20 protein-coding genes are annotated in these 24915 nt (G+C 56.7%); 11 read left to right on the forward strand and 9 right to left on the reverse strand.

All coding sequences use genetic code 11. The features are described from left to right. Positions 1 to 226: 226 nt before the first annotated feature. From ACMAUO_RS02380 to uvrC, 5 genes are all read right to left on the reverse strand, one after another. The gene (locus ACMAUO_RS02380) at positions 227 to 697 is read right to left on the reverse strand and encodes a molybdenum cofactor biosynthesis protein MoaE (protein WP_420355388.1); all 471 of its coding nucleotides are present in this window, start codon (positions 695 to 697) and stop codon (positions 227 to 229) included. Positions 698 to 700: 3 nt separating this feature from the next. Beyond that, the gene (gene moaD / locus ACMAUO_RS02385; RefSeq protein WP_420355389.1) at positions 701 to 961 is read right to left on the reverse strand and encodes a molybdopterin converting factor subunit 1; all 261 of its coding nucleotides are present in this window, start codon (positions 959 to 961) and stop codon (positions 701 to 703) included. A gap of 57 nt (positions 962 to 1018) precedes the next feature. Continuing rightward, the gene (locus ACMAUO_RS02390) at positions 1019 to 1561 is read right to left on the reverse strand and encodes a hypothetical protein (RefSeq protein ID WP_420355390.1); all 543 of its coding nucleotides are present in this window, start codon (positions 1559 to 1561) and stop codon (positions 1019 to 1021) included. A gap of 83 nt (positions 1562 to 1644) precedes the next feature. After that, on the reverse strand, positions 1645 to 2241 hold the full coding sequence (gene pgsA, locus ACMAUO_RS02395; RefSeq protein ID WP_420355391.1) for a CDP-diacylglycerol--glycerol-3-phosphate 3-phosphatidyltransferase: 597 nt from the start codon (positions 2239 to 2241) through the stop codon (positions 1645 to 1647). Between the two features lie 99 nt (positions 2242 to 2340). Next, on the reverse strand, positions 2341 to 4221 hold the full coding sequence (gene uvrC / locus ACMAUO_RS02400) for an excinuclease ABC subunit UvrC (RefSeq protein ID WP_420355392.1): 1881 nt from the start codon (positions 4219 to 4221) through the stop codon (positions 2341 to 2343). A 333-nt stretch (positions 4222 to 4554) separates the two neighbouring features. Here uvrC and ACMAUO_RS02405 point away from each other — a divergent pair, with 333 nt between their 5' ends. The 10 genes from ACMAUO_RS02405 to ACMAUO_RS02450 all read left to right on the forward strand — a co-directional run bounded on the left by ACMAUO_RS02405 (position 4555) and on the right by ACMAUO_RS02450 (position 14770). Further along, positions 4555 to 5349 carry an exodeoxyribonuclease III gene (locus ACMAUO_RS02405; RefSeq protein WP_420355393.1) on the forward strand — a complete coding sequence of 265 codons (795 nt, stop codon included), beginning with the start codon at positions 4555 to 4557 and terminating at the stop codon, positions 5347 to 5349. Positions 5350 to 5596: 247 nt separating this feature from the next. Further along, positions 5597 to 6823, forward strand: coding sequence for a polysaccharide biosynthesis/export family protein (locus ACMAUO_RS02410; protein WP_420355394.1), 1227 nt, complete (start codon positions 5597 to 5599; stop codon positions 6821 to 6823). Between the two features lie 77 nt (positions 6824 to 6900). Continuing rightward, positions 6901 to 8091 carry a KpsE/RkpR family capsule polysaccharide export protein gene (locus ACMAUO_RS02415; RefSeq protein WP_420355395.1) on the forward strand — a complete coding sequence of 397 codons (1191 nt, stop codon included), beginning with the start codon at positions 6901 to 6903 and terminating at the stop codon, positions 8089 to 8091. Beyond that, on the forward strand, positions 8088 to 8894 hold the full coding sequence (locus ACMAUO_RS02420; protein WP_420355396.1) for an ABC transporter permease: 807 nt from the start codon (positions 8088 to 8090) through the stop codon (positions 8892 to 8894). Before ACMAUO_RS02415 ends, ACMAUO_RS02420 begins: the two co-directional genes overlap by 4 nt. A 60-nt stretch (positions 8895 to 8954) precedes the next feature. Further along, positions 8955 to 10436, forward strand: a complete 1482-nt coding sequence (locus ACMAUO_RS02425) for an ABC transporter ATP-binding protein (RefSeq protein WP_420355397.1) — start codon at positions 8955 to 8957, stop codon at positions 10434 to 10436. Positions 10437 to 10455: 19 nt separating this feature from the next. Then, on the forward strand, positions 10456 to 10863 hold the full coding sequence (tnpA, locus tag ACMAUO_RS02430; protein WP_420355398.1) for an IS66-like element accessory protein TnpA: 408 nt from the start codon (positions 10456 to 10458) through the stop codon (positions 10861 to 10863). After that, entirely contained in the window at positions 10860 to 11219 is a 360-nt protein-coding gene (tnpB, locus tag ACMAUO_RS02435; protein WP_420355399.1) for an IS66 family insertion sequence element accessory protein TnpB, read from the forward strand. The genes tnpA and tnpB overlap by 4 nt, the downstream gene beginning before the upstream one ends. Positions 11220 to 11362: 143 nt before the next feature. Then, positions 11363 to 12877: an IS66 family transposase gene (gene tnpC, locus ACMAUO_RS02440; protein ID WP_420355400.1), complete on the forward strand. Its 1515-nt coding sequence runs from the start codon at positions 11363 to 11365 to the stop codon at positions 12875 to 12877. After that, entirely contained in the window at positions 12874 to 13467 is a 594-nt protein-coding gene (locus tag ACMAUO_RS02445) for a plasmid pRiA4b ORF-3 family protein (RefSeq protein ID WP_420355401.1), read from the forward strand. The genes tnpC and ACMAUO_RS02445 overlap by 4 nt, the downstream gene beginning before the upstream one ends. Positions 13468 to 13564: 97 nt before the next feature. After that, the gene (locus ACMAUO_RS02450) at positions 13565 to 14770 is read left to right on the forward strand and encodes an HAD-IIIC family phosphatase (RefSeq protein WP_420355402.1); all 1206 of its coding nucleotides are present in this window, start codon (positions 13565 to 13567) and stop codon (positions 14768 to 14770) included. A 212-nt stretch (positions 14771 to 14982) separates the two neighbouring features. Here ACMAUO_RS02450 and ACMAUO_RS02455 read toward each other — a convergent pair whose 3' ends face one another. The 3 genes from ACMAUO_RS02455 to ACMAUO_RS02465 all read right to left on the reverse strand — a co-directional run bounded on the left by ACMAUO_RS02455 (position 14983) and on the right by ACMAUO_RS02465 (position 21138). Then, positions 14983 to 16509: a hypothetical protein gene (locus ACMAUO_RS02455; RefSeq protein ID WP_420355403.1), complete on the reverse strand. Its 1527-nt coding sequence runs from the start codon at positions 16507 to 16509 to the stop codon at positions 14983 to 14985. 415 nt (positions 16510 to 16924) lie between these two features. Further along, positions 16925 to 19261: a glycosyltransferase gene (locus tag ACMAUO_RS02460; RefSeq protein WP_420355404.1), complete on the reverse strand. Its 2337-nt coding sequence runs from the start codon at positions 19259 to 19261 to the stop codon at positions 16925 to 16927. 59 nt (positions 19262 to 19320) lie between these two features. Continuing rightward, entirely contained in the window at positions 19321 to 21138 is a 1818-nt protein-coding gene (locus ACMAUO_RS02465) for a glycosyltransferase family 4 protein (protein ID WP_420355405.1), read from the reverse strand. Between the two features lie 678 nt (positions 21139 to 21816). Here ACMAUO_RS02465 and ACMAUO_RS02470 point away from each other — a divergent pair. Then, positions 21817 to 23274: a mannose-1-phosphate guanylyltransferase/mannose-6-phosphate isomerase gene (locus ACMAUO_RS02470; protein WP_420355406.1), complete on the forward strand. Its 1458-nt coding sequence runs from the start codon at positions 21817 to 21819 to the stop codon at positions 23272 to 23274. Positions 23275 to 23505: 231 nt separating this feature from the next. On the opposite strand, the gene ACMAUO_RS02475 is transcribed toward ACMAUO_RS02470, so the two are convergent. Beyond that, positions 23506 to 24825: a glycosyltransferase family 4 protein gene (locus ACMAUO_RS02475; RefSeq protein ID WP_420355407.1), complete on the reverse strand. Its 1320-nt coding sequence runs from the start codon at positions 24823 to 24825 to the stop codon at positions 23506 to 23508. Between the last annotated feature and the right edge of the window lie 90 nt (positions 24826 to 24915).

Below are 24915 nucleotides of genomic sequence, written 5' to 3' on the forward strand. Positions count from 1 at the left end.
CATCTCCGTGAAAATCGCCGGGACACGGCGATTATGCCTCATGTCCAGGGCAGCATTATGACGCTACATATCGCGTCAGGGCAACCAGGAACGCACTAGATATATGAAGATGCCGAGACGGCAAGGGCCCGTTTTGCCGCGAAGTCAGGACTTTCCGCGTCAAGCAAAAAGTTTTTTTCTTCACCCTCCTCCAGCGGCGCCATACAGCCGGCCGAGATCGGAATCGTTACGCTTCCGATCGGTCGCCTGCGTCCCATCGGGCGGCGGCGGCTTCGTCGCTTTCCTTGGCTGCCACCCACCTCGCCTGCCCGTCCGGATAATCCTCGCGTTTCCAGAACGGCGCCTGCGTCTTCAGCCAATCGATCACGAACCCCGTCGACTCCAGCGCCGCGCCGCGATGTGCCGCCGCGCACAACACCAGCACGATCGGCGCCCCGACCGGCAACCGCCCCACGCGATGGATCACTGTGCAGGCCAGCAGCCCGAATCGGGTACCGGCCTGCGCCACGATTCGCGCGATCATGGATTCGGTCATGCCCGGATAATGTTCCAGGGCCAGCGCGGCCAGCCCCGCGTCGCCCCGCACCAGCCCAATGAAAGCGCCGATCCCGCCGACATCGAATCCGGCCCCCGCCAGTCGCGCCATCTCGGCATCCAGCGAGAACGTCTCTTCCTGCACCCGGATATCGATCAGCACGGTCTATCCCCCCGTTACGGGCGGAAAGAAAGCCAGTTCGTCACCCGCATGCACGGGCGTATCGAGCGCGGCGAATTCCTGGTTGACGGCACAGCGGATCGGCCCGCCGCCTTCGGCGAACACCTCTTCATAAGCCGCGCCGCGCCGACGCAGCCTGTCCATGACGTCGCGAACCGAAGGCACCCTGTCATCGGGAAGCACGAATGTCTCCCGCGACCGGCCCAGCCGATCGCGAAGCCAGGCGAAATACAGGATTTCCACCATGCGTAGCGCCTCCCCGTCATCGCCGTGCCGCCTTCCGGCCCGACCGCGCGGCTGTTCCTATCTGGAAACGCCCTGCGTGTCCCGCACCGTCTTCACGGTGCCGTCCGGGGTGATGACCGTGCTGGTGCCGTCGCCATTGGGAATAACGATGGTTGAGGCCGCCTGGCCGGACCGGGCGGGCGCCGCATCCTCCTGCCCGGCCAAAGAACCCGGTGCCTGGCCCGAGGCATTCTGCACGCCGCCCCGGATCTCGGCCTGCTCGCCCGCACTCAGCGTGCCACCCTCGGGCAGTTCCGGGCCAGTCGCCGCGTCGGCCGGCAACCCGTCATCGTCGGCCCCATGATGCTCCCGCGTCGCGTCTCCCAGGGTCGGCAGCGGCGCGGGCGGACCCGGCCACATATTGCCGCCCTGAGGCAGGATCGGCCGTTCCGCCACCCCTTCCCCCCGGGCGCGACGCAGGTTCTCGGCATCTCCGCCCGGCAGGTTCGGATTGGCGCCCGGAAAGGTTGCGTCATCGGCCATCACCTTGCCGAACCCGGCACAACCCGTCTGCAATACCAGCAGTGAAAGCACCGCCGCCCTGCGCATCATCATGCTCATCCGCCCGCATCTGCTCCGCCAGCGGTTGGAAGTCTGCCCATTCGTCTCTGCAACCACAAGTGGCATGAAATGCAATGATACAATCAGGACGCGATTTTTGACGCACCATCATGGCGGCCGATATGCCGCAGCGCCGTCATGAGGTAATCCCATCCGGTCATGACCGTCAGCACGGCCGCGATCCATAGCAGCATCGACCCGATCAGTCCGACCGGGAGCCATGGCATATGCAGCAACCGGCCCGTCCCGTCGCCGGCCAGCAGGAAGCCGATCGCCGTCATCTGGATGCCGGTCTTCCATTTCGCCAGCCGCGTCACCGGCAGGCTGATCCGTGTCGAGGCCAGGAACTCGCGCATACCGCTGATCAGGATTTCCCGCGCCAGGATGATGATGGCCGGATAGAGCGCGCCGAACGGCAGATGGTCGGTTCCGGCCAGCATCATCAGCGACGCGCCGACCAGCAGCTTGTCGGCGATCGGATCGAGCATCCGGCCCAGTTCCGAATATTGCTGGCGCGCGCGCGCCAGCCGACCGTCCAGATAGTCGGTAATCGCCGCCGCGATAAACAGCAGGCAAGCCGCGCAATCCGTCATCGCGCTGTCCATCGCCACGAGGGCAACCAGGACGGGAATCGCCCCAATCCGCGACAGGGTCAGGATATTGGGCAGGTCGGTCAGCATCGGTTGCACCGTACAGCAAGACACGGCGAACAGGAACGGTACTTCACGCCGGTCTGATGAAGAAATCGCTCACACCTGCTCCAACATCTGCAACGGGCGCTACCCGCCGCTCCAGCCGGGGTGAAAATGGCCATAGACGACCCGCGCGGTCTCGCGGTTGATCCCCGGCGTTGCCTCCAGTTCGGCCAGCCCCGCCTGCCTGACCCCCCTGGCCGACCCGAACTGGTTGAGCAGTGCGCGCTTGCGCGCCGCGCCGACACCCGGAATCTCGTCGAGTTCCGACTTCACCAACGCCTTGGACCGGCCGGCACGATGGGTGGAAATGGCGAAACGATGGGATTCGTCGCGTAGCCGCTGTAGATAATAAAGTACCGGATCGCGCGGCGGCAGCTGGAAGGCCGGGCGGTCAGCCACATGGAACCATTCCCGCCCGGCATCCCGATCGGGCCCCTTGGCGATCGCCACCAGCGTGACGTCCGACACGCCGAGTTCATCCAGGATCGTCCTCACGGCAGAATACTGCCCAGCCCCGCCATCGATCAGGACGATATCCGGCCAATCGGCCGAGCCCCCTTCCGTCTCGCGTTCGCGCAGGGCGCGGCTGAAGCGCCGCTCCAGCACTTCGCGCATCATCGCGAAATCGTCCCCCGGCGTGATCGGCCCGCGAATCGCGAATTTGCGATAGCTCCGCCGGTCGAACCCTTCCGGCCCCGCCACCACCATCACGCCATAGGCGTTGGCGCCCATGATGTGGCTGTTGTCGTAGATCTCGATCCGACGTGGCGCGCAATCCAGCCCGAACAGGTCGGCCACCCCGTCCAGCAGCTTCGCCTGCGCCGTGCTTTCGGCCATCTTGCGTTCCATCGCCTCGCGCGCGTTCGTCTCCGCATGCTCGACGACCGCGCGCTTTTCGCCCCGCTGCGGCACGAGGATTTCGACCTTCCGGCCGCGCTTGATCCCCAGCGCGTCGGCCATCAGGTCATGCTCGGCGATCTCGCAGTTCAGCAGGATCTGCGCCGGCGGCGGCTTGTCATCATAGAATTGCGACAGGAACGCGCCCAGTACCTCACCCGGCGCCTCGTCACGGGCATGGATGGGGAAGAAGGCGCGATTGCCGTTGTTACGGCCACCACGGATGAAGAAGACCTGGATGCAGGACTGCCCCGCCACCTGGGCGATGGCCACGATGTCCGCATCCTCCAGCGACGCGGGGTTGATGACCGACGAATCCTGCATCGCCGCGAAGCCCCGGATGCGGTCTCGGATGGTTGCCGCACGCTCGAAGGCCAAGCTGGCGGCGGCCTCCTCCATCTCGCGCACCAGTTCATCGCGCAGGCCGTTGCGCTGGCCGGACAGAAAGGCCCGCGCCTGCTCCACCAGATGGGCATAGTCCGCCTGGTCGATGCGCCCGACACAGGGCGCCGAGCAGCGCTTGATCTGAAACAGCAGGCATGGCCGCGTACGCGCGTTGAACACCGCATCCGAGCACGACCGCAACAGGAACACCCGCTGAAGCAGGTTCAACGTCTGATTGACCGCCCAGGCCGAGGCGAAGGGCCCCCAGTAGGACGCCCCCTTGACCAGCTTGCCGCGATGCTTCGCGATCTGCGGAAATGCGTCGCCATCGCTCATCATGATCCACGGATAGCTTTTGTCGTCGCGCAGCAGGATATTGAAGCGCGGCTTCATGCGCTTGATGTAGTTGGCTTCCAGCAGCAGCGCCTCCGCCTCGGTATGCGTGGTGACGATTTCCATCGCCACCGTCTCGGACACCATGCGCCGCAACCGCTCGGGCAACTTGCCCAGCTGGGTGTAGGACGTCACCCGCCGCTTCAGAATCCGCGCCTTGCCGACGTACAGTACCTCTCCCTTCTCGCCGATCATGCGATAGACGCCAGACGAAAGCGGCATGGTCTGAAGGGCCTGCTGAATTGCCTCAACACCCCGGAGGCGCGGGGTGGCAGTCGTATCGCCGTCCATCAGGCCGCCCCCTCATTCATCCACCGATCATGTGGATAAGTCTGTGGAGCAGGCACGGGCAGAATCGTGGGGCGGGCAGTTTTCCTGACCCCGGCTTGGATTGCACAAGAAAGCAGCACAGAAAAATAACCCACTGATAATGATAAAAATTATTCCAACACGGCCTTGATGTTCGATGGACTTCAGGCAATCCGCCCAAAAAACCGAGGATCCCTCCCGCTCACGACAAGGAGCCTGCACCGTCTACCCGATCATCCGCGATTCGATCCCGTTTTGTTCGTGATGGCGGGAATCGCTCTTGCCAGCCAGCGCATGATAGGCAATGCCACTGATATGCGCATCGTGACGTGGAATATCAATTCGCTCCGCCTTCGGCTGCCCCTGCTCGCCCGATTGGGAGAGGATCTTCGACCGGACATCATCTGCCTGCAGGAAACCAAGGTCCCGGACGACCTGTTCCCTGCCGATGCGATCCGCGAGTTGGGGTATACCCACACGCTCTATCGCGGCATGAAAGCCTATAATGGCGTCGCGATCCTGTCGCGCGTGGCGCTGACCTCGCTTGACGACACGCCGGACTGGTGCGGGCGCGGCGATTGCCGCCACATCGCGGCGTCGTTCTCACTCGGTGGCGAAACGGTCGAACTGCATAATTTCTACATCCCAGCCGGCGGCGACATTCCGGACCCCGAGGCCAACCCGAAATTCGCGCACAAGCTGGCGTTCGTGGACGAAGCCACAGCCTGGTTCGCCGGTCGCACCAACCGCCGCACCGTCCTGGTCGGCGACCTGAACATCGCGCCGCTGGAGCAGGATGTCTGGAGCCACAAGCAACTGCTGACCGTCGTCAGCCACACGCCGCCCGAGACCACGCGGCTGCTGGCCTGGCAGGAAAATGGCTTTGTCGACGCAATGCGGCATTTCGTGCCGGCCGACGAAAAGCTGTACACATGGTGGTCCTACCGCAACCGCGACTGGAAGGCATCCGATCGTGGGCGTCGCCTGGACCATGTCTGGATTACGCCCGATCTAACGGAGCGTCTGGTCGACATGACGGTGCTGCGAGATGTACGCGACTGGCCTACGACATCGGATCACGTTCCGGTCGCGGTCGATTTCCGAGATTGAAGTGTACGGGATCGAGAGAGATGGAAATCTCGCTGCTGGCCCAACTTCGACCGGCCATCAGCGGCAGCCGATGTGCGCCGACCTGGTTTCTTGTCAATCTGTCCAACCTTTGACATAGAGCTTTGGCAGTTTGACCAGAGACGAATTTTTCTTGGTGGTATGTCGCGTGGTTCATATGATTCCTCAACACTCTCGCTTGCGCTCTGGCGTCGCCACATACCGTATTGCAGCACAGGTATCCGGCGTCTTGGCGAGCGGCCTGCTCTTCCTGTCAGGCTGTAGTTCCCTGCCAAGCAGCGGCCCCACGGAATCACAGTTCCTTAGCGCACAAAAAAATCCAAAGAAAAACAAGATAGGGTTCGGCCTCGTACAGATCAGTTCCGACCTCCTAACCATTCTTGCCAGCGATTCCCCCGCCCCACTTTCGTCCCTGGACAAGGTGACCGACCGGCCTACGAGCAATGACATGATCGGCCCAGGTGATACGATCCAGGTTTCGATCTATGAGATCGGCAATGGCCTGTTCGGCGGCGGCGGCGGCAATGCCAGCGGCACGTCGATGGCCGCCGCCATGGCGGGCGGCTCTACAACCACCCAGAATACCGGCAGCATCCTGTCGTCCGGCGGCACCGCGCAGGACCCTCAGGGCGCCAAGGCCATGCTCAGCAATCTGCCGCCACTGAAGGTCAGTGCAGAAGGAACCGTCACCGTCCCCTATGCAGGTACGCTGCATGTGGCAGGACAGACGGTGGATCAGGCGGCGGCGACGGTACGCCAGGCCCTGGCGCGAAAATCGCAGGCGCCTCAGGTCGTCGTCCATGTCGTCGAGAGCGTGACCAACTCCGCCATCGTCTATGGAAACGTCACCCGCCCTGGACGCGTATTCCTCACCCCCACGCGCGAGCGTCTCATGGATGTCATCGCCCTGGCGCAGGGCAGCCCCCATCCGCCGGAGGATTCCATCATCCAGTTGACGCGGGGCGACCACGTGGCGCGCGTGGCGATGAGCGTTCCGGAAAACGACCCGTCGCAGAACATTGCCATTCATCCCGGCGACCGGATCGAGGTTATCTACAAGCCCAGAACCTTTACCGTCTTCGGTGCCACCGGCAAGGTGTCGGAGGTCCCGTTTACGGTACCTGAACTCTCCTTGTCCGAAGCCCTTGCCAGGACGGGAGGTCCCCTGGACCAACAGTCCGATCCCAACGGTATTTTCCTTCTGCGCTATGAAGACAACGACGTCGTCCGGCGGCTGGGTCTTCCTGTGGCCGAGGGCAAGCCGGTCACGCCGATCGTGTACCAAATCGACATGATGAATCCTGGCAATTATTTCCTGGGGCAGCATTTCGCCATGAGAGACAAGGACATGCTGTATTACTCCAACGCGAAGGCGAATAATTTCTACAAGCTGTTCACCCTTATCAGCACAATCGTCCAACCGGGCATTACGGCGGGCTACATGGTGGCGCGCTAGCGCGTAAGCCAGGATGCCTGCAACGAAACAGGATATGTGCAGTTTTTCGATCGAGGTTGGAGCAGGAAAGTCTTTCGATGTCAGATGAGTTTCAAGAACACCCTTCATTAGCCCTAGCGCCCGCATCCCAGCCGGCCCATGCGGCAGCGCCGCTTGCGGCCGGCGTGTCTTTTGTAAGAAACAAGATCAGGTCGGGACTTTTTTTTACCGTTATTGTGCCCAATATTTTCCTCTTTCTCTATCTGACCCTTATCGCCAGCCCGCAATATATTTCCGAAGCCCATTTCATGGTGCGTGGCGAGCACAGCATGGGGAGTACGCCGCTTTCCATGATGATGCAAACCGGCATGAATGAGTCCGTCACCAGCGATGATACGTTCGCCGTGCAAGACTATCTCATGTCGCGCGACGCCATGGCACTCCTGCTCCACAAAGACGGACTGGCCCAGGTCTTCTCGCACCCGGGCGCAGATTTCATGTCCCGCTTCCCCAACTGGTATTCGCGGCGCGATCTGGAAAGCTTCTACAAATACTACAAGAAACACGTTAAGGCGCAGATCGATGCCGAGACCTCACTGTCTGTCCTGACCGTCCGCACCTTCAGCGCGGAGGATTCACAGCGCATTGCCAAGGCGCTCATCGCGGCCGCAGAAGATCTGGTGAACGAGATAAACCGCCGGCAGCGCGCGAATCTGGTGGATGCCGCACAGCGAGAGGTCGACACAACGCTCGACCAGATCCGCGACCTGCAAATCCGCCTTGCAGCCTTCCGCAATACCAGCGCGATGATCGACCCGGAGAAGCAGAGCGAGCCCCTCGTTTCCACGCAATACGCGCTGCAATCGCTGCTCACCGCCACGCAGATGCGCCTGGACCAGACCCGCCAGACGTCGCCCGACAGTCCCTCCATCGCCGTCTACGAGCAGCAGATCAATATCCTGCGCAAGCAATTGAACACCGCATCCGCCCGGTTGACGGGTGATACCCATTCCCTGGTGCCGACACTGACCGAGTTTGACAACCTGACCATCCAGCGGCAGATCCTGCAGCAGGTGTTGGCGTCAGAGGTGACATCCCTGCAAAGCGCCAAGGCCCGAGCAGACCATCAGATGGTCTTCCTGGAAGAAGTCTCCCGCCCCGATAAGCCTGATTATCCCGCATATCCGTCGACGCTCGAAGTGATGGCAATTTCTCTCGTCTCTTTCTACAGCGCTTACATCATGGGGCGGCTTCTCATTGCAGGCGCGAGGGAGCACAAGATCACATGACGCCACAACCTCAACGACGCGATACGCTACTCTCCTGCTTCATTATTCAATACAAGGTCATTCATGCGCTCATCCTTCGGGAACTGCACACCCGCTACGGGCGCGAAAATTTGGGTTTTCTCTGGGTGATCGGAGAACCAATTCTTTTTTGTGCCGGCGTCGCAATCGTATGGACGGCTATCCGGCCGGCGCGCGAGCATGGTCTGGCCATGACGGCCATGGTGGTCACGGGCTATATTCCCCTGACGATGTGGCGGCATTGCATGGGGCGTGCCGTCAAGGCGTATGAGTCCAATGGCAGCCTCTTTTTCCATCGACAGGTAACGCCTTTCGACGTCATCACGGCACGCTCGTTTCTGGAAATTATCGGAACAATCATGGCCGGCGGCATTGTAATGATGGGTGCCATCGGCTTGGGCTACATGAACCCGCCAAAAGATTACGGCCTCCTCTTGCTCGGCATCTCCTATCAATGCGTTTTTTCTTTCGCGACCGCCCTACTGGCCGCGTCGTTAAGCGAAATGTCCGATCTTATCGAAAAAACCGTGACCGTCTTCGGCTATCTATCGCTCCCGATGAGCGGAGCGTTCGTTATGGTTGCCTGGCTTCCGCTCCATTACCAATGGATCTTGATGCTTTCTCCTATGGCCAACAACGTGGAGATGATCCGGGGCGGCGAGTTCGGGATAGAAGCCAGCGTTAAGTACGATCTTTTCTACGATACCTGGAGCACTGCCCTGATGGTGCTTATCGGCATATTCCTGACCGCAGGCGTCAGAAAGCATCTGGAAATCACGGGATAGAGCCACCAAGCCATGCTAAGATGCGTCGACATCGTCAAGGAATTCCACACATCGTCTGGCATGAAGCGCGTGCTGAACGGCGTGAATTTTACCATTCAGCGCGGTGAAAAATGGGGCATTCTCGGGCATAATGGCGCTGGCAAATCGACCTTGCTGCGGATTATCGGCGGCGTCGACGTGCCGACATCGGGACGGGTCGAAATGGACATGTCCGTCTCCTGGCCACTGGCATTTTCGGGCGCGTTCCAGGGCAGCTTGAGTGGACTGGATAACCTGCGGTTCATCGCACGCATCTATAATCGCGATTACGACGAGATGCGTCGTTTTGTCGATGATTTCGCAGAACTGGGTCAACATCTTCGCGAGCCGGTGAAAAACTACTCATCAGGCATGAAAGCCCGACTTGCCTTTGCATTATCCATTGCGATCGAATTTGACAGTTATCTGATTGACGAGGTCGCCATGGTTGGCGATGCGCGTTTTGCAGAACGCTGCCGCCGAGAACTTTTTGAAAAACGCAAGGATCGGGCACTCGTAATCGTTTCACATAGTATGGAATATATAAGAGATGTTTGCGACCATAGTATGGTTCTGCAAGATGGCAAAATGGCCATCTGCAATAGTGTTCAAGAAGGTATAGATATTTACAATAGATTACTTACCGGAAAAATATTCACAGAACGCGCACCAGAAACTGATACACATTATATCGATATGCTTAAAGATGAGGATGGAGAACAAAACGTGAGCGCAGATCCTTCAAGCATCCAGAACAAAATAGTCACAGAAGAAGATGTAGAATTACTTTTTCAATCTATTTTGAAGCGGAGCGTAAATAATGATGCGTATAGAGCTCAGTGCGTTCGCAACAAAACCACTGTTCTAGGGATGATTAATCAACTCCTAAATTCTGAAGAATTTTATTTGGTCACAAAGAAAGATATCGATAGCCGTTCTGATTCTCTGCTTGTCTCTCGTTCTGATATTCTCGGAGAGAATTATAGAAACCCTACGACCTTACGTGTCAATCAGTCCAATATCAAACGAGTACTGATTGTCGGGTCTTGTCTTTCTGACGCGTGGGCCAATGCCGTCCCGTCTCTGGAGGAAACATTCGAGACAGAATTATATCTGTTCTCCAATGATCTTCCGGAACAGCCCGTCCACCCTATTGGAAGTTATAACTTTCAAATCCTGCAGATCCCGATCCGAAATGCTTTACCTGACGGTGCCTTTGCAAAGATCCAGCAGGGCGACATGCAAGCTCATCAGGATCTTTTAGATCACGTCAAATCCGCCACCAGAATGCTTCTTCGGAGCGGATTAAGGTGGAACCAACAGTATGGCATAACGACATTCGTATTCTCGTTTATTCTTCCGCAACAAAATTATATCGGAAAACTTCTTGACAGATACAGTATAGAAAATCCTGTACATTTTGTTGAAGAGTTGAATAAATTCATCGCAGAAGAGATCAAGAAATATACGAACGTATTTTTTGTAAGCGCCGACGGAACCCGACCTTGTTCGGGGCGGGAATAGCGTGAAGCTGGCGAGGCACATGGAGGCCTTGCGAGTGGATATTGAGCAGTCAAAAGAGCCTCGTATGAGCGCATGCCGGGATGGTGGAGCGGTCGTGCGAATGGAGCGGCGGCGGCATTGGAGCAATGAGGAAAAACTCGCGATTCTGAAAGAGACGACGCAGCCAGGCGCTATCGTTGCGGTAGTGGCGCGACGCTACGGGATCGGAACTGGCCAGCTATACACATGGCGCAAGCAATTGGTGCGCGGTGCGATGGCCGGGTTCGTGCCGGTCGAACTGGTGAGTTCCGAGTCTCCTGCAAAGCCATCGGAGGTCGGCCGCATCGACATTCGGCGGGAGGGCGGCTTCACCGTATCGGTCGACAGGCTCGTTGACCGGGAAGCACTGAGGCTGGTCCTCGACATCGTCGGGGAGCTTGAACGTTGAGTCTGACGCTGCCGCCGTCGGCGAAGATCTATCTGTCGCTGGCGCCGTGCGACATGCGCAAAGGCTTCGACGGATTGTCGTCCCAGGTTAGTAATATCCTGCAACTCGATCCATTCTCCGGCGCTGTATTCCTGTTCCGCGGCAAAAGAGGTGACAGGTTGAAGGCGCTGGTCTGGGACGGGTCGGGGCTCTGCCTGTATGCGAAACGCCTTGAGCGTGGGAAGTTCGTGTGGCCCCGAACCCAGGACGGGGCGGCAGCCCGACTCTCGGCTGCGCAATTGGCGATGCTGATTGAAGGTCTCGATTGGAGGCAGGCGATCATCCATGACGAGGTGCCTGCACCGACCTTTGCGTGAACGGTAAAACCGCAGAAAACTGAGGTTTTATATAGGATCGGAACGTTGCTCGCGCTATAGTTCAAGGCATGCGGTTCGACCTTGATCGCCTCCCCACAGATCCGGTTCTCCTGCAGAAAATGCTGCGGGAGATGGCCGAAGCCATGGAATTGGAACGGAGCGAACTGAGGGCAACGAAGCAGACCGTCAAAATCCAGACCCTGACAATCGAAAAGCTGGAGCATCGCCTTGCTCGGCTTCTGCGCATCCAGTTCGGTCGCAGTTCCGAGAAGATGGACATCGCGCAACTGCGCCTGATGTTCGAAGAGGTCGATGCCTCCCAACTCGCCAACGATGATGCTCCCGCAGCGTCAAAGCCGCAATCTGCACGGAAAGCTGGAACCCGGGCGCCGATCCCCGCGCACATCCCGCGCGTGACGACGGAGCATCGCCCGCAGCCATGCGGTTGTGGCGGCGCCGAAACCATCATCTGCCAGGACGTCACCGAAGTGCTGGACTACGTTCCGGCCCGCTTCCGCGTCCTGCGCCATGTTCGTCCCCGCATCGCCTGTCGTTCCTGCGAGAAAATCGGCCAGGCTCCAGCCATTGATCTGCCGTTGCCGAAGGTGATGGCGAGCAGCGCGTTGCTTGCGCATCTTCTCGTCAGCCGCTTCGTCGATCATCAGCCCTGGCACCGTCAATCGATGATCCTGCGTCGCCTGGGCGTGGACATCGATCGCGATGTGATGGGCCGCTGGTCCCGCAAACTGGCCTGGCTGATGGCCCCGCTCGGCGAACGGCTGCTCTCCTACATTCTCGAAGCTTCCAAGATACATGGTGATGAGACGCCGGTCACATTGCTCACAGGCGAGGGCGGTAGCCACACCGCGTACTTCTGGGTCTATCTGCGCGACGATCGTTCGAGCGGTGACATGCGCCCGCCCGCCGTAACGTTCCGCTTTACAATCGGTCGCGGTGGTGAGCATCCCGCAGCTCATCTCGCCGGCTATCGGGGATATCTTCAGGCGGACGGCTACGCCGGCTACAACACGCTGTACCGTGATCCCAGCACGAAGGCACCGCGCGAGGTAACCGAGGTCGGCTGCTGGGCCCACTCGCGACGCAAGTTTACCGACATCCTGGAAAAGAACCCGTCGCCGATCGCGGCCGAGGCCGTGGTAAGGATCGGCGAGCTTTTCGCGATCGAACGCGCCATCAAGGGGGCGCCTCCCGATGAACGACGGCAGGTTCGCCAGCAGTTGGCATGCCCGAAGCTGGCTACCTTGCGACCATGGCTGGAAGCGCGGATGCGGGGGCTGTCATCGGACAGTGCCTTGGCAAAGGCATGCCGCTATCCGCTCAACCGCTGGGCGGCGATGGTCCGCTATTGCGATGACGGTCTGCTCGAAATCAGCAATAATCTGGTCGAAAATTCCCTGCGTGGGGTTGCCCTTGGCCGCCGCAACTGGATGTTTGTCGGTTCGACCAAGGGGGGCGACGCTTCGGCCCTGTTTTACTCGCTGGTCGAGACCTGCCGCCTGAACAGCGTGCACCCCGAAGCCTGGTTCACCGACGTCATCGCACGTATCGGCAACCACCCGATTAACCGGATCGACGAACTCCTGCCCTGGAACTGGCAGGCAGCGAGAGAGATCCAAAAACTGGAGCATGCTGCTTGAGCAATGCCTTCGTCGTGCGGATGACGATCACACTGGATGACGTGACACCGGCTGTGAGCCGTATGATCGAAGTGCCGCTGGGTATCAGGCTCGATCGCTTGCACACCGTCCTCCAGGCTGCGCTGGCATGGACCGACAGCCACTTGTGGGAACTGACCTTCGGACGCACGGGATTCGGCATCCCCGACCCCTCCTATGGTCTCGATGGTCCGCTCGATGCGCGCAAGACGACCTTGGCTGAGGCTCTGGAGGAAATGCGAGGCAAGTCCTTCCGATACCTCTACGACTTCGGCGATGGCTGGGAGCATAGCGTCAGGATCCACGATATCGCCCCTGCCGACCCGCACGCCAGCTATCCACGCCTGCTCGAGGCCACCGGAATGTGTCCGCCCGAGGACTCGGGAGGCCCCTGGGGCTATGCTGAAAAGCTGGAGGCCCTCACTGATCCGACGCATGAATTTCATGAGGACGCACTGGAAGCCCTGGGGGACGCCCATGATCTCCACACTCAGCCAAACGTCGACTTGATCCAAACCCGCTTCACTGCCCTGGCAAAGAAATGGGCACCCCGCCAGCGAAAGGCCAAATAGTCGTTACGTCAACGCCGCCTTACATCGGCGCTTACTATTTTTTTACGATATCAACGATACAATGGCGTCAATAGGTAGACAGTACATTAATGAGGATATGATCACCTCATTCAATCATGGCTCCATGATCGGGGATTTTGATTTCGAATTTGATCAGAACCGTCTGGAAGTTGTCCAGCGGGCGCCCGAAATCTACGATGCAGAAATTGCGCTCTTCCTGAAGTCCGGCTGGAACGAGCTGATTGCAATGTACAGGATCGTGCGCCAGATCGACTCCGTAAAAATGGTAGTCGTCGATATTGATGATACGTTATGGCGCGGTATCATTGCCGAACATACGCCATCCGAAATGGCAACCACCGAAGGATGGCCGAGGGCGTTCTGGGAAACGTTGCTTCTGCTGAAAAGACGCGGCGTCATTCTTGCGATCATCAGCAAGAACGAAGAAGCCGTTGTCAGGGAAGCGTGGCCACATATCATGGGAAAAATGATTTCTCTTGATGATTTCGCGGTCCGTCGCATCAACTGGCGGCAAAAGTCGGAAAACATGAAAGAGATCCTACAGATCGTCAATGTTCTTCCCAATAGTGTCGTATTCATCGATGATAATCCTGCGCAACGTTCCGACATTAAGAGCATTTATCCCGATATGCGGGTATTGGGCGGCAATCCGATCCTGTGGCGTCATATTCTGCTGGCGGCTGCCGAAACGCAGACTTCAAAAATTTCCAATGAATCGACCAACAGAACGGAGATGATCAAAGCACAGGTCGAACGTGAGGATTTCAAGAATAGTGTTTCCCAGGAAGAATTCATAAAATCCCTGAACATAAAGTATGAAGAAATAGAAATCGATGACGTAGAAAGTGAGGGATTCTTTAGATCTTTCGAGCTTCTGAATAAGACCAATCAATTCAACACCACGGGCGAGCGTTGGTCTCAGGAAACATGCCAGGCCGCCTTCACCCAGGGAATGAAATTTGTTTCATTCAAGGTTGAAGACAAATTTACGGCCTATGGCCTGGTCGTTGTTGCCCTTGTTCGACAGAATGAAATCGAGCAATTTATCATGAGTTGCCGAGTAATGGGGCTGGGTGTCGAAGAACATGTCATAAGAGCACTCTTGGAAAAATTCCGGCAAGCAGGCTATAATTCCGCCAAGGCGCGATTGGTGGAGACCGAGAAAAATCTCCCCTGCCGCTCCATTTTCAAGGCCAATGGATTTACCCTGACCGAAACACAGAACGAGATCAGTTGGTGGGAATATGCTGATCTTCAGGCATCAAGACCTGTTGATATTTGAAGGGTTCCTGACGTCGGACGGTAGCCATTCGATGTTTCCGGGTAGGAAGCCATGAATCCTATCCGGCCGGCGGCACTTGGCAGTTTGGCCACAAAGTTGATGAGGGAATCGCTCGCGCAACGCTGCCTCGTTCAGAGTTGGCTGCGCCGGCGATTTCTTCAACCGCGTGTCTCGTCCTCCAGCAGCTTGGGCCTCTCAATTGGCCAGATCCATTATTGATGAGACGTTTGTGCAGCCCACAACAGCGATCCAGTGGCCGTAGACGGCATATATGTCGAGGGTGGCGCGACCATGATCCGCGTCGGGGGCATTCCCAGGGACACGGTATTCGTTCCGCCAACGGGCGATTGCGCGCAGGTCGCCATATCCGCAACATAGCCACGCGCGCCGGCTGCGCCGCCGGCTTCATCAATTACCAAGCTATCGACGCTAACGTAGCTGCACTGGCTTCCAAACAGATGGATAGCTCCCTGGGCCATGGCCTGCGTGTAAAGGCTCCCCACCTGCACCGTACCGTACGCTGCCATTTCGATCGCGCTGGACCCCGTATGGGCCGTCAAGCCCTCTTGCGTATTATCCTGCCCCTGCGCGTCGAGGATCGAGATCTTGACCGTCGCAGCTGGTGCGTCGTTCAGAATACAGTGCACTGACCCGTCACAAATCAAAGTACCGATGTTCACCTTGGTCGAGACGCCTCCGACCAGAGATCCGGATGCGGAATCCTGTTCGAGGTCGATGGCGGAGAACGTGTTGATAGCAAAAATATCATCCAGTATCGGTGTGTCGGCACGATAGAGACGGATCAGATTTTCATTGTGCGTCTTGTAATGGAGCTTATCCAATTCACTGCCGTTGAAACCCCATTCGTGTATCCCGATGAAGCGATCCACGTCATAATCATGATGGACTTCAAAGCCGGTTGTATAGAAATCCGTCATCGCATTGCGCACCTGAAGGCGGCCAGCGTTATCCGAATAGACTCCTTTCGTAATACCACGCCACAATGTGTTGGTGATGAACACCTCTCCTTTCACATCTTGGATGCCAATTACGAACGGATAGGCCGCAGGCTTCCAAGAAGCGGTTACGCTACCGGCCGCAGGCTTACGCGATGCCGGCTGGATCTCGAAAAACGCGCACCCATCTATGGTCGCGCCGATAGCCGTTCCGCTTGAAATCGTGATCGGGCGGCTCGAGGAGCCAATGAACCGCGCACCAATCTGAAACCACGTACCCCCATAACGCTGCGCTGGGTCGGCAGCCAGGCCACCGGTGGACATATGCCCCTGTACACATCGCCAGACTCCCTGATTGGTCTGCACGATCGGCGAGTTCAGTTTATATATTCTGGGAAGAAACACGATCTCGCCGCCCAATTGGCCATTGGAAGAGAGGATGTTCAGAACGCGCTGAATGGACGGCGCGTCGTCGTCGCCATCAGCGGCCACCTTCAGAGTGTCAGGAACGATGTGCCGGTAGAGTGCCACTAGCGCCGAGGCAGGATTTGGACCTCTGTACGGCACGGGCAGCGCCTCCATCCTACGAGTTTCCAGCGGCATCGTAGCCTGCCCAGAGTTCTTCAGGCCGCCTGTTTTGTCGTCTACCTGCGAAGTGAGCGTGCCGCCGGACATTGCATTTACGGCCGGCTTTCCTATTGTTCCGGATGCGCCCAGTGCGCACCGTTGGCCACCGTAAAACACGACCAATACAAATGCATACCTGAAAGCCTTTGTTTTCATTCTTTCACTCCCAACCATATTGAACTGGCGTCAATCACCGGGCGCCCCCCCTGTCAAAGACGAGAGATGCCCGGTAACTATATCGGAGATTAGGCCTGTACAGCCGGATACACCCGCGCCATGGGTGTGCATGAACACATGTGATTACGGGCCTGATGCATGAGGCAGATACCTGCTGGGTCGGAGGGCGGGCAGTGTATTTCGTGAGAGGAGGACTTGATGGCAGCATCCAAGTCCCTCGCGATGAGCGTTGATAAACGCCGTCATCCTCTCTTGCCGGCCCCCTTCATCTCCCTACGTCACGCTTCCGGATCTCGGCTGAGACCTTCTTGACTGTATGCCTCGCGGAAGATTCCTCAGCTCAGATAAAAAGCCTTCCCCAAATTGGCCACCTCACAACCCAAAGGATCCAGTATCAAACCCAGTGCTGTGTGTAACTCTTCGCAAAGGCACCGACGTTCTCCAGCGTATTGTTTGCCGCAGCCTCAAGGAAATCCAGCCTGTCACGATGATCGTCTCTGTCAGAGGCACAGAAACCCAAGACAGGGATGCCGGCTGCATAGTGCTTCGGGCTGCCACCATGATCCATTACAATAGTTTCATAGTCGGCGGAACGAATCTCGAAACATACGCAGCCTTCCCTGTCGACCTCCACATCGAACACTGCCCACATACCCTGCCCCGCATTCGTCGTGCTGGAAAAAACAAGACCCGATTGGGTATGGATCGAAAAAGTCGATGACTTTGAATTCAGTCCGCGCACGTGCAGGAAGATACGCGCAATGGGGAATCCAAGATTCGGAATACAAAGCTGTGCCGAACCGGGCTTGATGCGGCAACCGCTCGGATCGGGCCAGAGCCACCCCTCGCCAACACGATACATTTCACCGCTGGCAATGCCGTGCCAGATACTGCGGTCACGGTGTAGATTGAGTGGGACATAACGCCCACCAAGAGTCTTGGGGAAGCCCTCGTAAAGCGACCCTTTACTGGTCTTTACGCTATCCGAAAAAGCGACGATCTCATGCGTCATCGTCCGCCAGGTCGTCAGATGATAATGCTCGGTGATCTGCCGTTCCCGTTCTGCCCGGAATTTCGTATCGAAGAGCAACTTCTCTGCCTTCTCAACGAAATCGGTGACGTTGCCACTCTCAAATACCACCCCATACCCGGCGGCAGCCTCCACGAGGGAAGAGTTATCCGCGACCAGCGGCACGCGCCCATAAGAGAGAGATTCCGTAATCGGCAACCCCCACCCCTCGTAATGACTTGGATAGACGGTGAAAAGACTCAATCTATAAAGGCTTTTAAGCTCGAGATCGCTCGCCCGTTGAATAAAGACGATCTTGCTGCTGAGCGAAGGGTCAGCCGCAATGACGGACATAGCCCGGTCATTTAGCCAGCCGAATTTGCCGACACACACGAGCGGAGGAACGGCGTCCGCATCATTTTTTTGCAGAAGCGCCTGCCAGGCCAGGAATGCAGCTTCGTGGTTCTTACGCGCCTCGATCGTCGAGACGAATAGAACATAACCCTCAGCCTGCAGGCCCCACCTTCTGATAAGCGCCTCACTCGGAAGCGCGCGCCCCTCATCATCCCCGGAAAAACTCGCGCTAAGAGGGATCGTCGCGACATTCCGCTCGTTCAATGGATGGCCCATGACGCGCGCGGCATAAGTCAGATCGCGTGTCGTCGACGTTGAGTTGGTAATAAAAGCGTCAGCATGAAAAAATACGCCTACGAGCCACGTATTGTAGTCAATTGTGACGCCTTCTACGCAATATTGCGGTTTGATCGCGGGAATAAGATCATGAACATAGGGAATGAAAGTAATATCGCGCTCGCGCTTGAGATTGCGGATCGCAAGAAAATAATTGTACATCCACCACGATGTACCAAGATTCACCACTATCGCGCCATGCGGGGGCAAATAGGGCTGTGAAAATGGAATACGCGCAAAAAATCCGTCCCGTGCCGCCGTCCAAGCCTCCTGATCATCATTTTTGCATAGCGTTGCCAGCAAGGTGAATGTTGGATGATCGAGATCAATGAAATGCTCGACGCCATCGACGAAGAAAAAAATCTCAACGCGACCGGCACAAGTCGCCACGGCTTCTGCCACGACCTCAATTTGAACACGCTGAATGCCAGTCGGAAACTTGTTATGCCGAAAATGCGCAATCAGATCACTGACGTCAAAACAGAGAGTCGCCTCCTCCGAAGCAATCTTGTATCGCCCTTCCACCGTGCTGGGGCGAATATCAGCCGCGATCGCCTTTACTGTCTCTTTCTGCCGCAGGAATGCGGCAAAAGATGGACGTAGAGCGGTGATTTCCTGTTCTGCGGAAGCCGACACATCTTCAAACGGAAGGGCCGATTTGTAGGCCTCTATCGCCTTCTCGACATCCCCATCCTCCGCCAGTCGGCGTCCAATGTGCAGGTAACATTCGCCCTTTGAAGGATCGAGCAAGAGGGCTGTTCGGTAAGCCTCAAGCCCCTGCTCATGATCGCCGAGTTCGCTCAACGCATGCCCGAGCTGAATCCAGATATGCGGGATCGTTCCATCGATCGCCACAGCTTCCCTGAAATGCCGAGCCGCAGCGTCCCAGTCCGCCTTATCCCGCGCAGCATTTCCCCCCTTCATTTTCCGAGATAGAGCCTTGGATACCCAGACACCGCCCGATTTGTAGAATTTCCCTGCCCGAAATCGCAACAAAGTACTTACGATCTCTTCGCGCCTAATCTCTTTCATGTCTCGCCAACCTTGTATCGATCCCACATTTACGTCCCTTCGATTTTTTTTCGTGAGACTTATTGGGTGCAAAGCAATTTTTTCATCTTTTTGTATTTCAGAAGATCGAAAAGCTTTGCCTCGATAAAATCGGTCCGTGCGTTGGCATTGGTCTTGTCAAAAAGGTACACACCACACACGCCTACCGAAATGACACGAGAATGACCTGTCTCTGGATTGGTAGTCGTTTCCACTTCACGAGAATAAACGTCTATGTTTAGTTTCTTCCCTGCAATATCCCCGTCAAAGTCGAGGAAACACCATGCTTCTTCATCTGGATTGAGGCGAAACTTCGTGGAGGATCCAGCCAGATTGGCTGAAACCGTTACTTCGCTGTGAGACGATGGAATTCCCTTGAGTTGGATCGCAATCCGGTTGCATGGCTGCGCCACGGTGAAGGTCAGCCGCGCCCCTGTGCCCCGTGTCCAACTGCCGAAATCCTCAAGACGATGCCAGCCCGAACCATCACGCAGCACCTCCGCCGAGGTGAGATCGCTTGAAATCTTTAACTGCCTGTTACGATTGAGCGCGTAGTAGGCGGGCTCAAGCACGGGCTCGATCTTCTTGGTCTGCTCCACCCCTTCCTGGACGGCGTGGGCGAATGCCAAGACCTCCTGGGCGATCGTCTCCCAGTGACGAGACTGAAAATTTTCCGCAATGCGTTGTTCCAACGCGGATAGATGGCCCCTGTCCTTGATCAAAGAAAGAAGCTTTTCTTCGAAATCGTGATTTGATCCGGTGCGATAAGTGACAGTCAATCCTTGCCCCGCTTCCGGTAGCGAGGAGTTGTCCGCAGTAACACAGACCTTCCCATAACCGAGCGATTCCGTGATTGGCAGTCCCCAACCCTCATAATAGCTCGGATAGATCGTGAAGAGGCAGGATGAGTAGAGCGCTGCAAGCTCCTCGTCGCTGACACTCTCGATATAGACGATATGTTTTTCAGCCTCGATAAATGTGGCGAGTTTCTCCAGGAAAAAATGGCTCTCGAAACCGCGTTTGCCAACGATGACCAGTTTGGGAATAGGCAGCTTCGGGTTGTTACGAATCAGGTTTTGCCAGGCATCCAGTGCTCCGGCCTGATTCTTGCGCGATTCAACGGTCGAAATAAAGAAAACGAATTTCCCAGGTTCAATTCCCTCTCGCCTGAAAAGGCTCGTGGCCGCAGCGGTTGGCACGGAAACAGTTTTCTTTTCGGCGGCAAGATGCACGACGCGCACATCAGCGGAGGGAATGCCCGCATTTAATTCCGTTGCAAGCGCCAGAAAATCCTTTTTGCTTGCTTCCGAGACGGCGAAATACCGATCCGAATGCTGTACGACGCCCATGAACCAATCAATGAATTCATGCACAAGTTCATGCGCACAAAAACGTGGCACAACAGCGGGAATTACGTCATGAATGAAGGGAATATAATAAATATCGCTCTTCTTTTTTGCCTCACGGATATGCATGAAATAATTGGGAAGCCACCACGATGTACCGATATTGATCAGAACAGACCTCAGCGGAAAAGCGTCGATCTTTTCTGCCATCGCTTCCTGTCGTAGCGTCGATACCTCCCGGCGCCACACCAGATCCCGCGCATCTGAGCCCATCAAACTGAGCGTAGATACCTTCACAAAGCGGTCGGGATCGACCAAAAACCACCCATTCTCGTCCTCGAGGAATTGACAAAGCGCTATTTCCTCGCTCTCGCTTCCTGAAAGAATCGACTGGATAATGCTGATCTGAACCCGCTGTATCCCTGTAGGAGTCCGATTATCAGGAAAATAACCAAGAAGATCAGAGACATCGAACCAAATTTTTCTTTGAAATTTCTTCACGTCACTACCCACGATATCGTTTTCCACTCAATTCAATCTGCAGGAAGATGATGGAGATGTCAGCGCCGAGGTAAACTTGGATCATAGCCTTCTCTCGTCCCTGCCACCGCCGATCCTGATCTCGATACCTGCCTCTCTGCTTTCCCCATTATCACGAATAAAAGATGGCACGTCCATGTCACTCCTGGTTTTTTCACGTCACCGAAGCCCGCCATTGCAGGCTACGACCTTGAAAAATGGAACAGACTGATAAGCTGCCCAGCTCGAAAGAGGCACGAATTTATCAGGAAGATTAAGAGGAAAGCGATGCGACGCGCATTTCCTGCGCCTCAGTAGAAATGGCCATCAGGGCCGCTGGGCTTCGGCATGCACACGACGGACGCGGCTCTCGCTGGTCGCCCTCGTTCACCACCCGACATTTCCAAACGGGCTCTGATGATCTTTAGGTCTCATGTTCGGACATGACCCTTGACCCGTCTCACGCTTCAAGCCCAAATATGGCAGGACTTCTCTGCACCTGACGGTCGACCGGATAGATAGCTATTTGCGAATATAAGGCCGCATAGTTACAACACTCAAGCATGATAGACCTTTGAAAATCGGCATTCACACGATTTTATGCCTGTTCAAGGCAATCTCTTTTGATTAGGAGATCAAACAATTATGTCTAATCGGAGCACGTGCCCGCAAATGAAACCGTCTGATTATACACCTAATGCGGCAATAAACACTCGAACAGTCGTTCCGGTTATCCTGTCTGGTGGGTCTGGCAGTCGCCTCTGGCCAGTATCGCGTGGAAGTTTTCCGAAACAGTTTTGGCCGTTACTTTCAGATAAAACGCTATTGCAGGAAACGGCCCTTCGCGGCGAGCAGCCTGGATTTGGCCGCCCCGTCGTCGTCTGCAACGCCGATCATCGTTTCATCATCGCCGAGCAGCTACGCGAAGTGGGCATCACCAATGCCCGCATCGTGCTGGAGCCGATGGGTCGAAATTCCGCCCCCGCGATCGCCGCTGCCGCGCTGCTGATCGCCGAGGAAAACCCCAATGCGGTCATGTGGGTCATGGCGGCCGATGCCGCGATCAAAGACCAGACGGCCTTGAATACCGCACTCACCGTGGCGGTCGACGCCGCCCGTCAGGATTATATCGTTACTTTCGGCATGAAGCCCACCAAACCGGAAACCGGTTATGGCTATATCGAGCGCGGCAATGAACTGGCCGACGTGCCGGGCGCCTTCCACGTCGCGAAATTTCTCGAAAAGCCGAATAAAGAACAGGCGGAAGATTTTATTCGTGACGAACATTATCTCTGGAATTCCGGCATGTTCGTGGCCCGCGCCAGCACGCTGCTCAGCGAGATCGAGACCTTCGAGCCACTGGTTTACTCCTCGGTCAAGAAGGCGGTCGACGACCGTACATGCGATTCGGACTTTGAACGCCTTTCCGTGGAGCACTTTGCCCAATCTCCCGATATTTCAATCGACTACGCCGTCGCCGAACGCACCCAAAAGGCTGCTGTCGTGCCAGGGGACTTCGGCTGGTCGGATATCGGCAGTTGGGACGCGCTGTGGGAACTGACCCCGAAAGACGCTGACGGCAATGCAACCTCGGGAGATGTTTTTCTCGACGGCGCGAAGAATTGCTATGTCCGGTCTGACGGCATCGTCGCTACGGTCACAGGCGTCGAAGATCTGATCGTCGTGGTGACGAAGGACGCCGTCATGGTGTCGCATCGCGACCGGGCCCAGGACGTCAAGAAAATGGTCGCCCGCCTGACGGCAGCAGGGCGTCCCGAGGCACTCAGCCATAATCGGGTTTATCGGCCCTGGGGTTTCTATGAAAGCCTGATCCAGGGCGATCGCTTCCAGGTCAAACGCATCTCGGTCGACCCCGGCCAGAAGCTGTCGCTCCAGAAGCACTTCCACCGCGCCGAGCACTGGGTCGTGGTCGGCGGCACGGCTATGGTAACACGCGATGCCGACCTGATTATGGTGCGCGAGAATGAAAGCGTCTATCTGCCGCTCGGCGCCGTCCATCGCCTGGAAAACCCCGGCCGGATTCCGTTGACGCTGATCGAAGTCCAGTCCGGCCCCTATCTGGGCGAAGACGATATCGTGCGCATCGAAGACGTTTATGCGAGGGCATAACGTCGTCTGAATGGATACGGGCTTATCGGCCGTACGGCCGATAAGCCCACTCCATCAATTGGCCGAACAGCCAACTTTTCAGCACCGTTTCCATGAACATGCATGGAGCAGGCCGTAAACAGCGCCTGTTTTGAAAAAACGCGCACAAGGATAGCTGCATAGATGCAACGGTCGCCCACCGCCACCGTTCTCCGCCAAAGTCTGGTCAACCGAACAGAGACGCCTACGGCATTAATTTTCAAGAGAGACAACAGATCGGTACATTTCCCATAACCGCTCTTCGTATTTTCCCATATCAAAGCATGCTGCCTGTCGTGGTCCCCGTTCTCTCAGGCTGGCGCAAAGCACATCATTGCTGTCGAGTTCCTCGATCCCCGCGCTGATCGAAGACGGGTCATAGGCATCGACAAACAAGGCCGCCTCTCCGGCGACTTCGGGTAACGCGCCTTCACGCGAGGTCATCACCGGCGTTCCCCAGGACAATGCTTCCAGCACGGGCAGCCCAAAACCTTCAGAGAGCGACGGAAAAAGAACCGCGCGTGCTCCCCGGATCAACGCTGCCAGAAGCGGCGCAGGCAGATATTCCAGTTTCTGAATGCGCCCGGCCGCGATGCCACGCTCCAGAAAGCGAAGCTCGTCATCCGTCTTCCAACTCATGGCCCCGACAATGACGAGCGTGCGCTCCGTCCGCGCCATGAGGAACGCTTCGATCAGACGGCCGATATTCTTCTTCGGCTCCAAAGAGCCAAAGAACAAAAAGAATCCTCCCGGCTGCAAGCCGAACAATTCCCTGATTTCCCGATTGATTCCTTCTTCACGCGAGACATCAATCGACGTATTCGGCTCGAATGACTGGTATGTATTGTGCAGCCTCTTCTCAACCTCTGGGAAAAACGACAGAATTTCCTTTCTGGAGGCTTCAGACACGGTGCAGATCGCATCTGCGCCTTGCACGACCTTACTGATCAATTCGAAATGGAATTTCTTGTTGTCGAGCGTCGTCTGGGGCAATCTCAGCGGCACAAGGTCATGAATGGTATAGATATTTCGCGCACCTTTGATCCTGATGGGCAAAGGATAGGTCCAATGCATGATCGCCGGTGGATTGGGAACGGAGATCGCCATGAAGCGACCAGTCGAGCGAAAATGCCGCCCGGCAGCGTGATAGAGATTCTGCACATTCAATACCCGGTCGAACGCCGGCAACCTTTGGGCGAAGCCACGCGCCTCGACCCGACCAGAGATGGGCACCTCGACCGCTTTAGGTGCCCCTGTAACCCTATCGGCTACGACATTCCGCAACCAGCGCGGGATGATGGATTTGGAGGCCTTCTTCGTCGAGGTCTGGCCCAGGATGTCGAAAAACATGACTTCGCGCAGGTCGGCTGACATGCGGGGAGAGATATCCATGCCGTAGACGACATCCACGGTACATCCCATCGACTTGAGACAATGCGTCAATGTGCGCGCATAGGTTGCAATACCCGTTCCGCGCGGGAGCGCCAGATTGAATCCATCCACACCGACATGAAAAGAAGAATCTCGAGCCAATATTGCCTCACAAAAAGGAAATTTCACGAATTAAACGATTAAATCGACATAAAGTCGTTTTCTGTCAAAAAGATATTCAGGCGGATCCAC

The organism is Gluconacetobacter brunescens (genome assembly GCF_048695475.1).
Taxonomy (GTDB): Bacteria; Pseudomonadota; Alphaproteobacteria; order Acetobacterales; family Acetobacteraceae; genus Gluconacetobacter.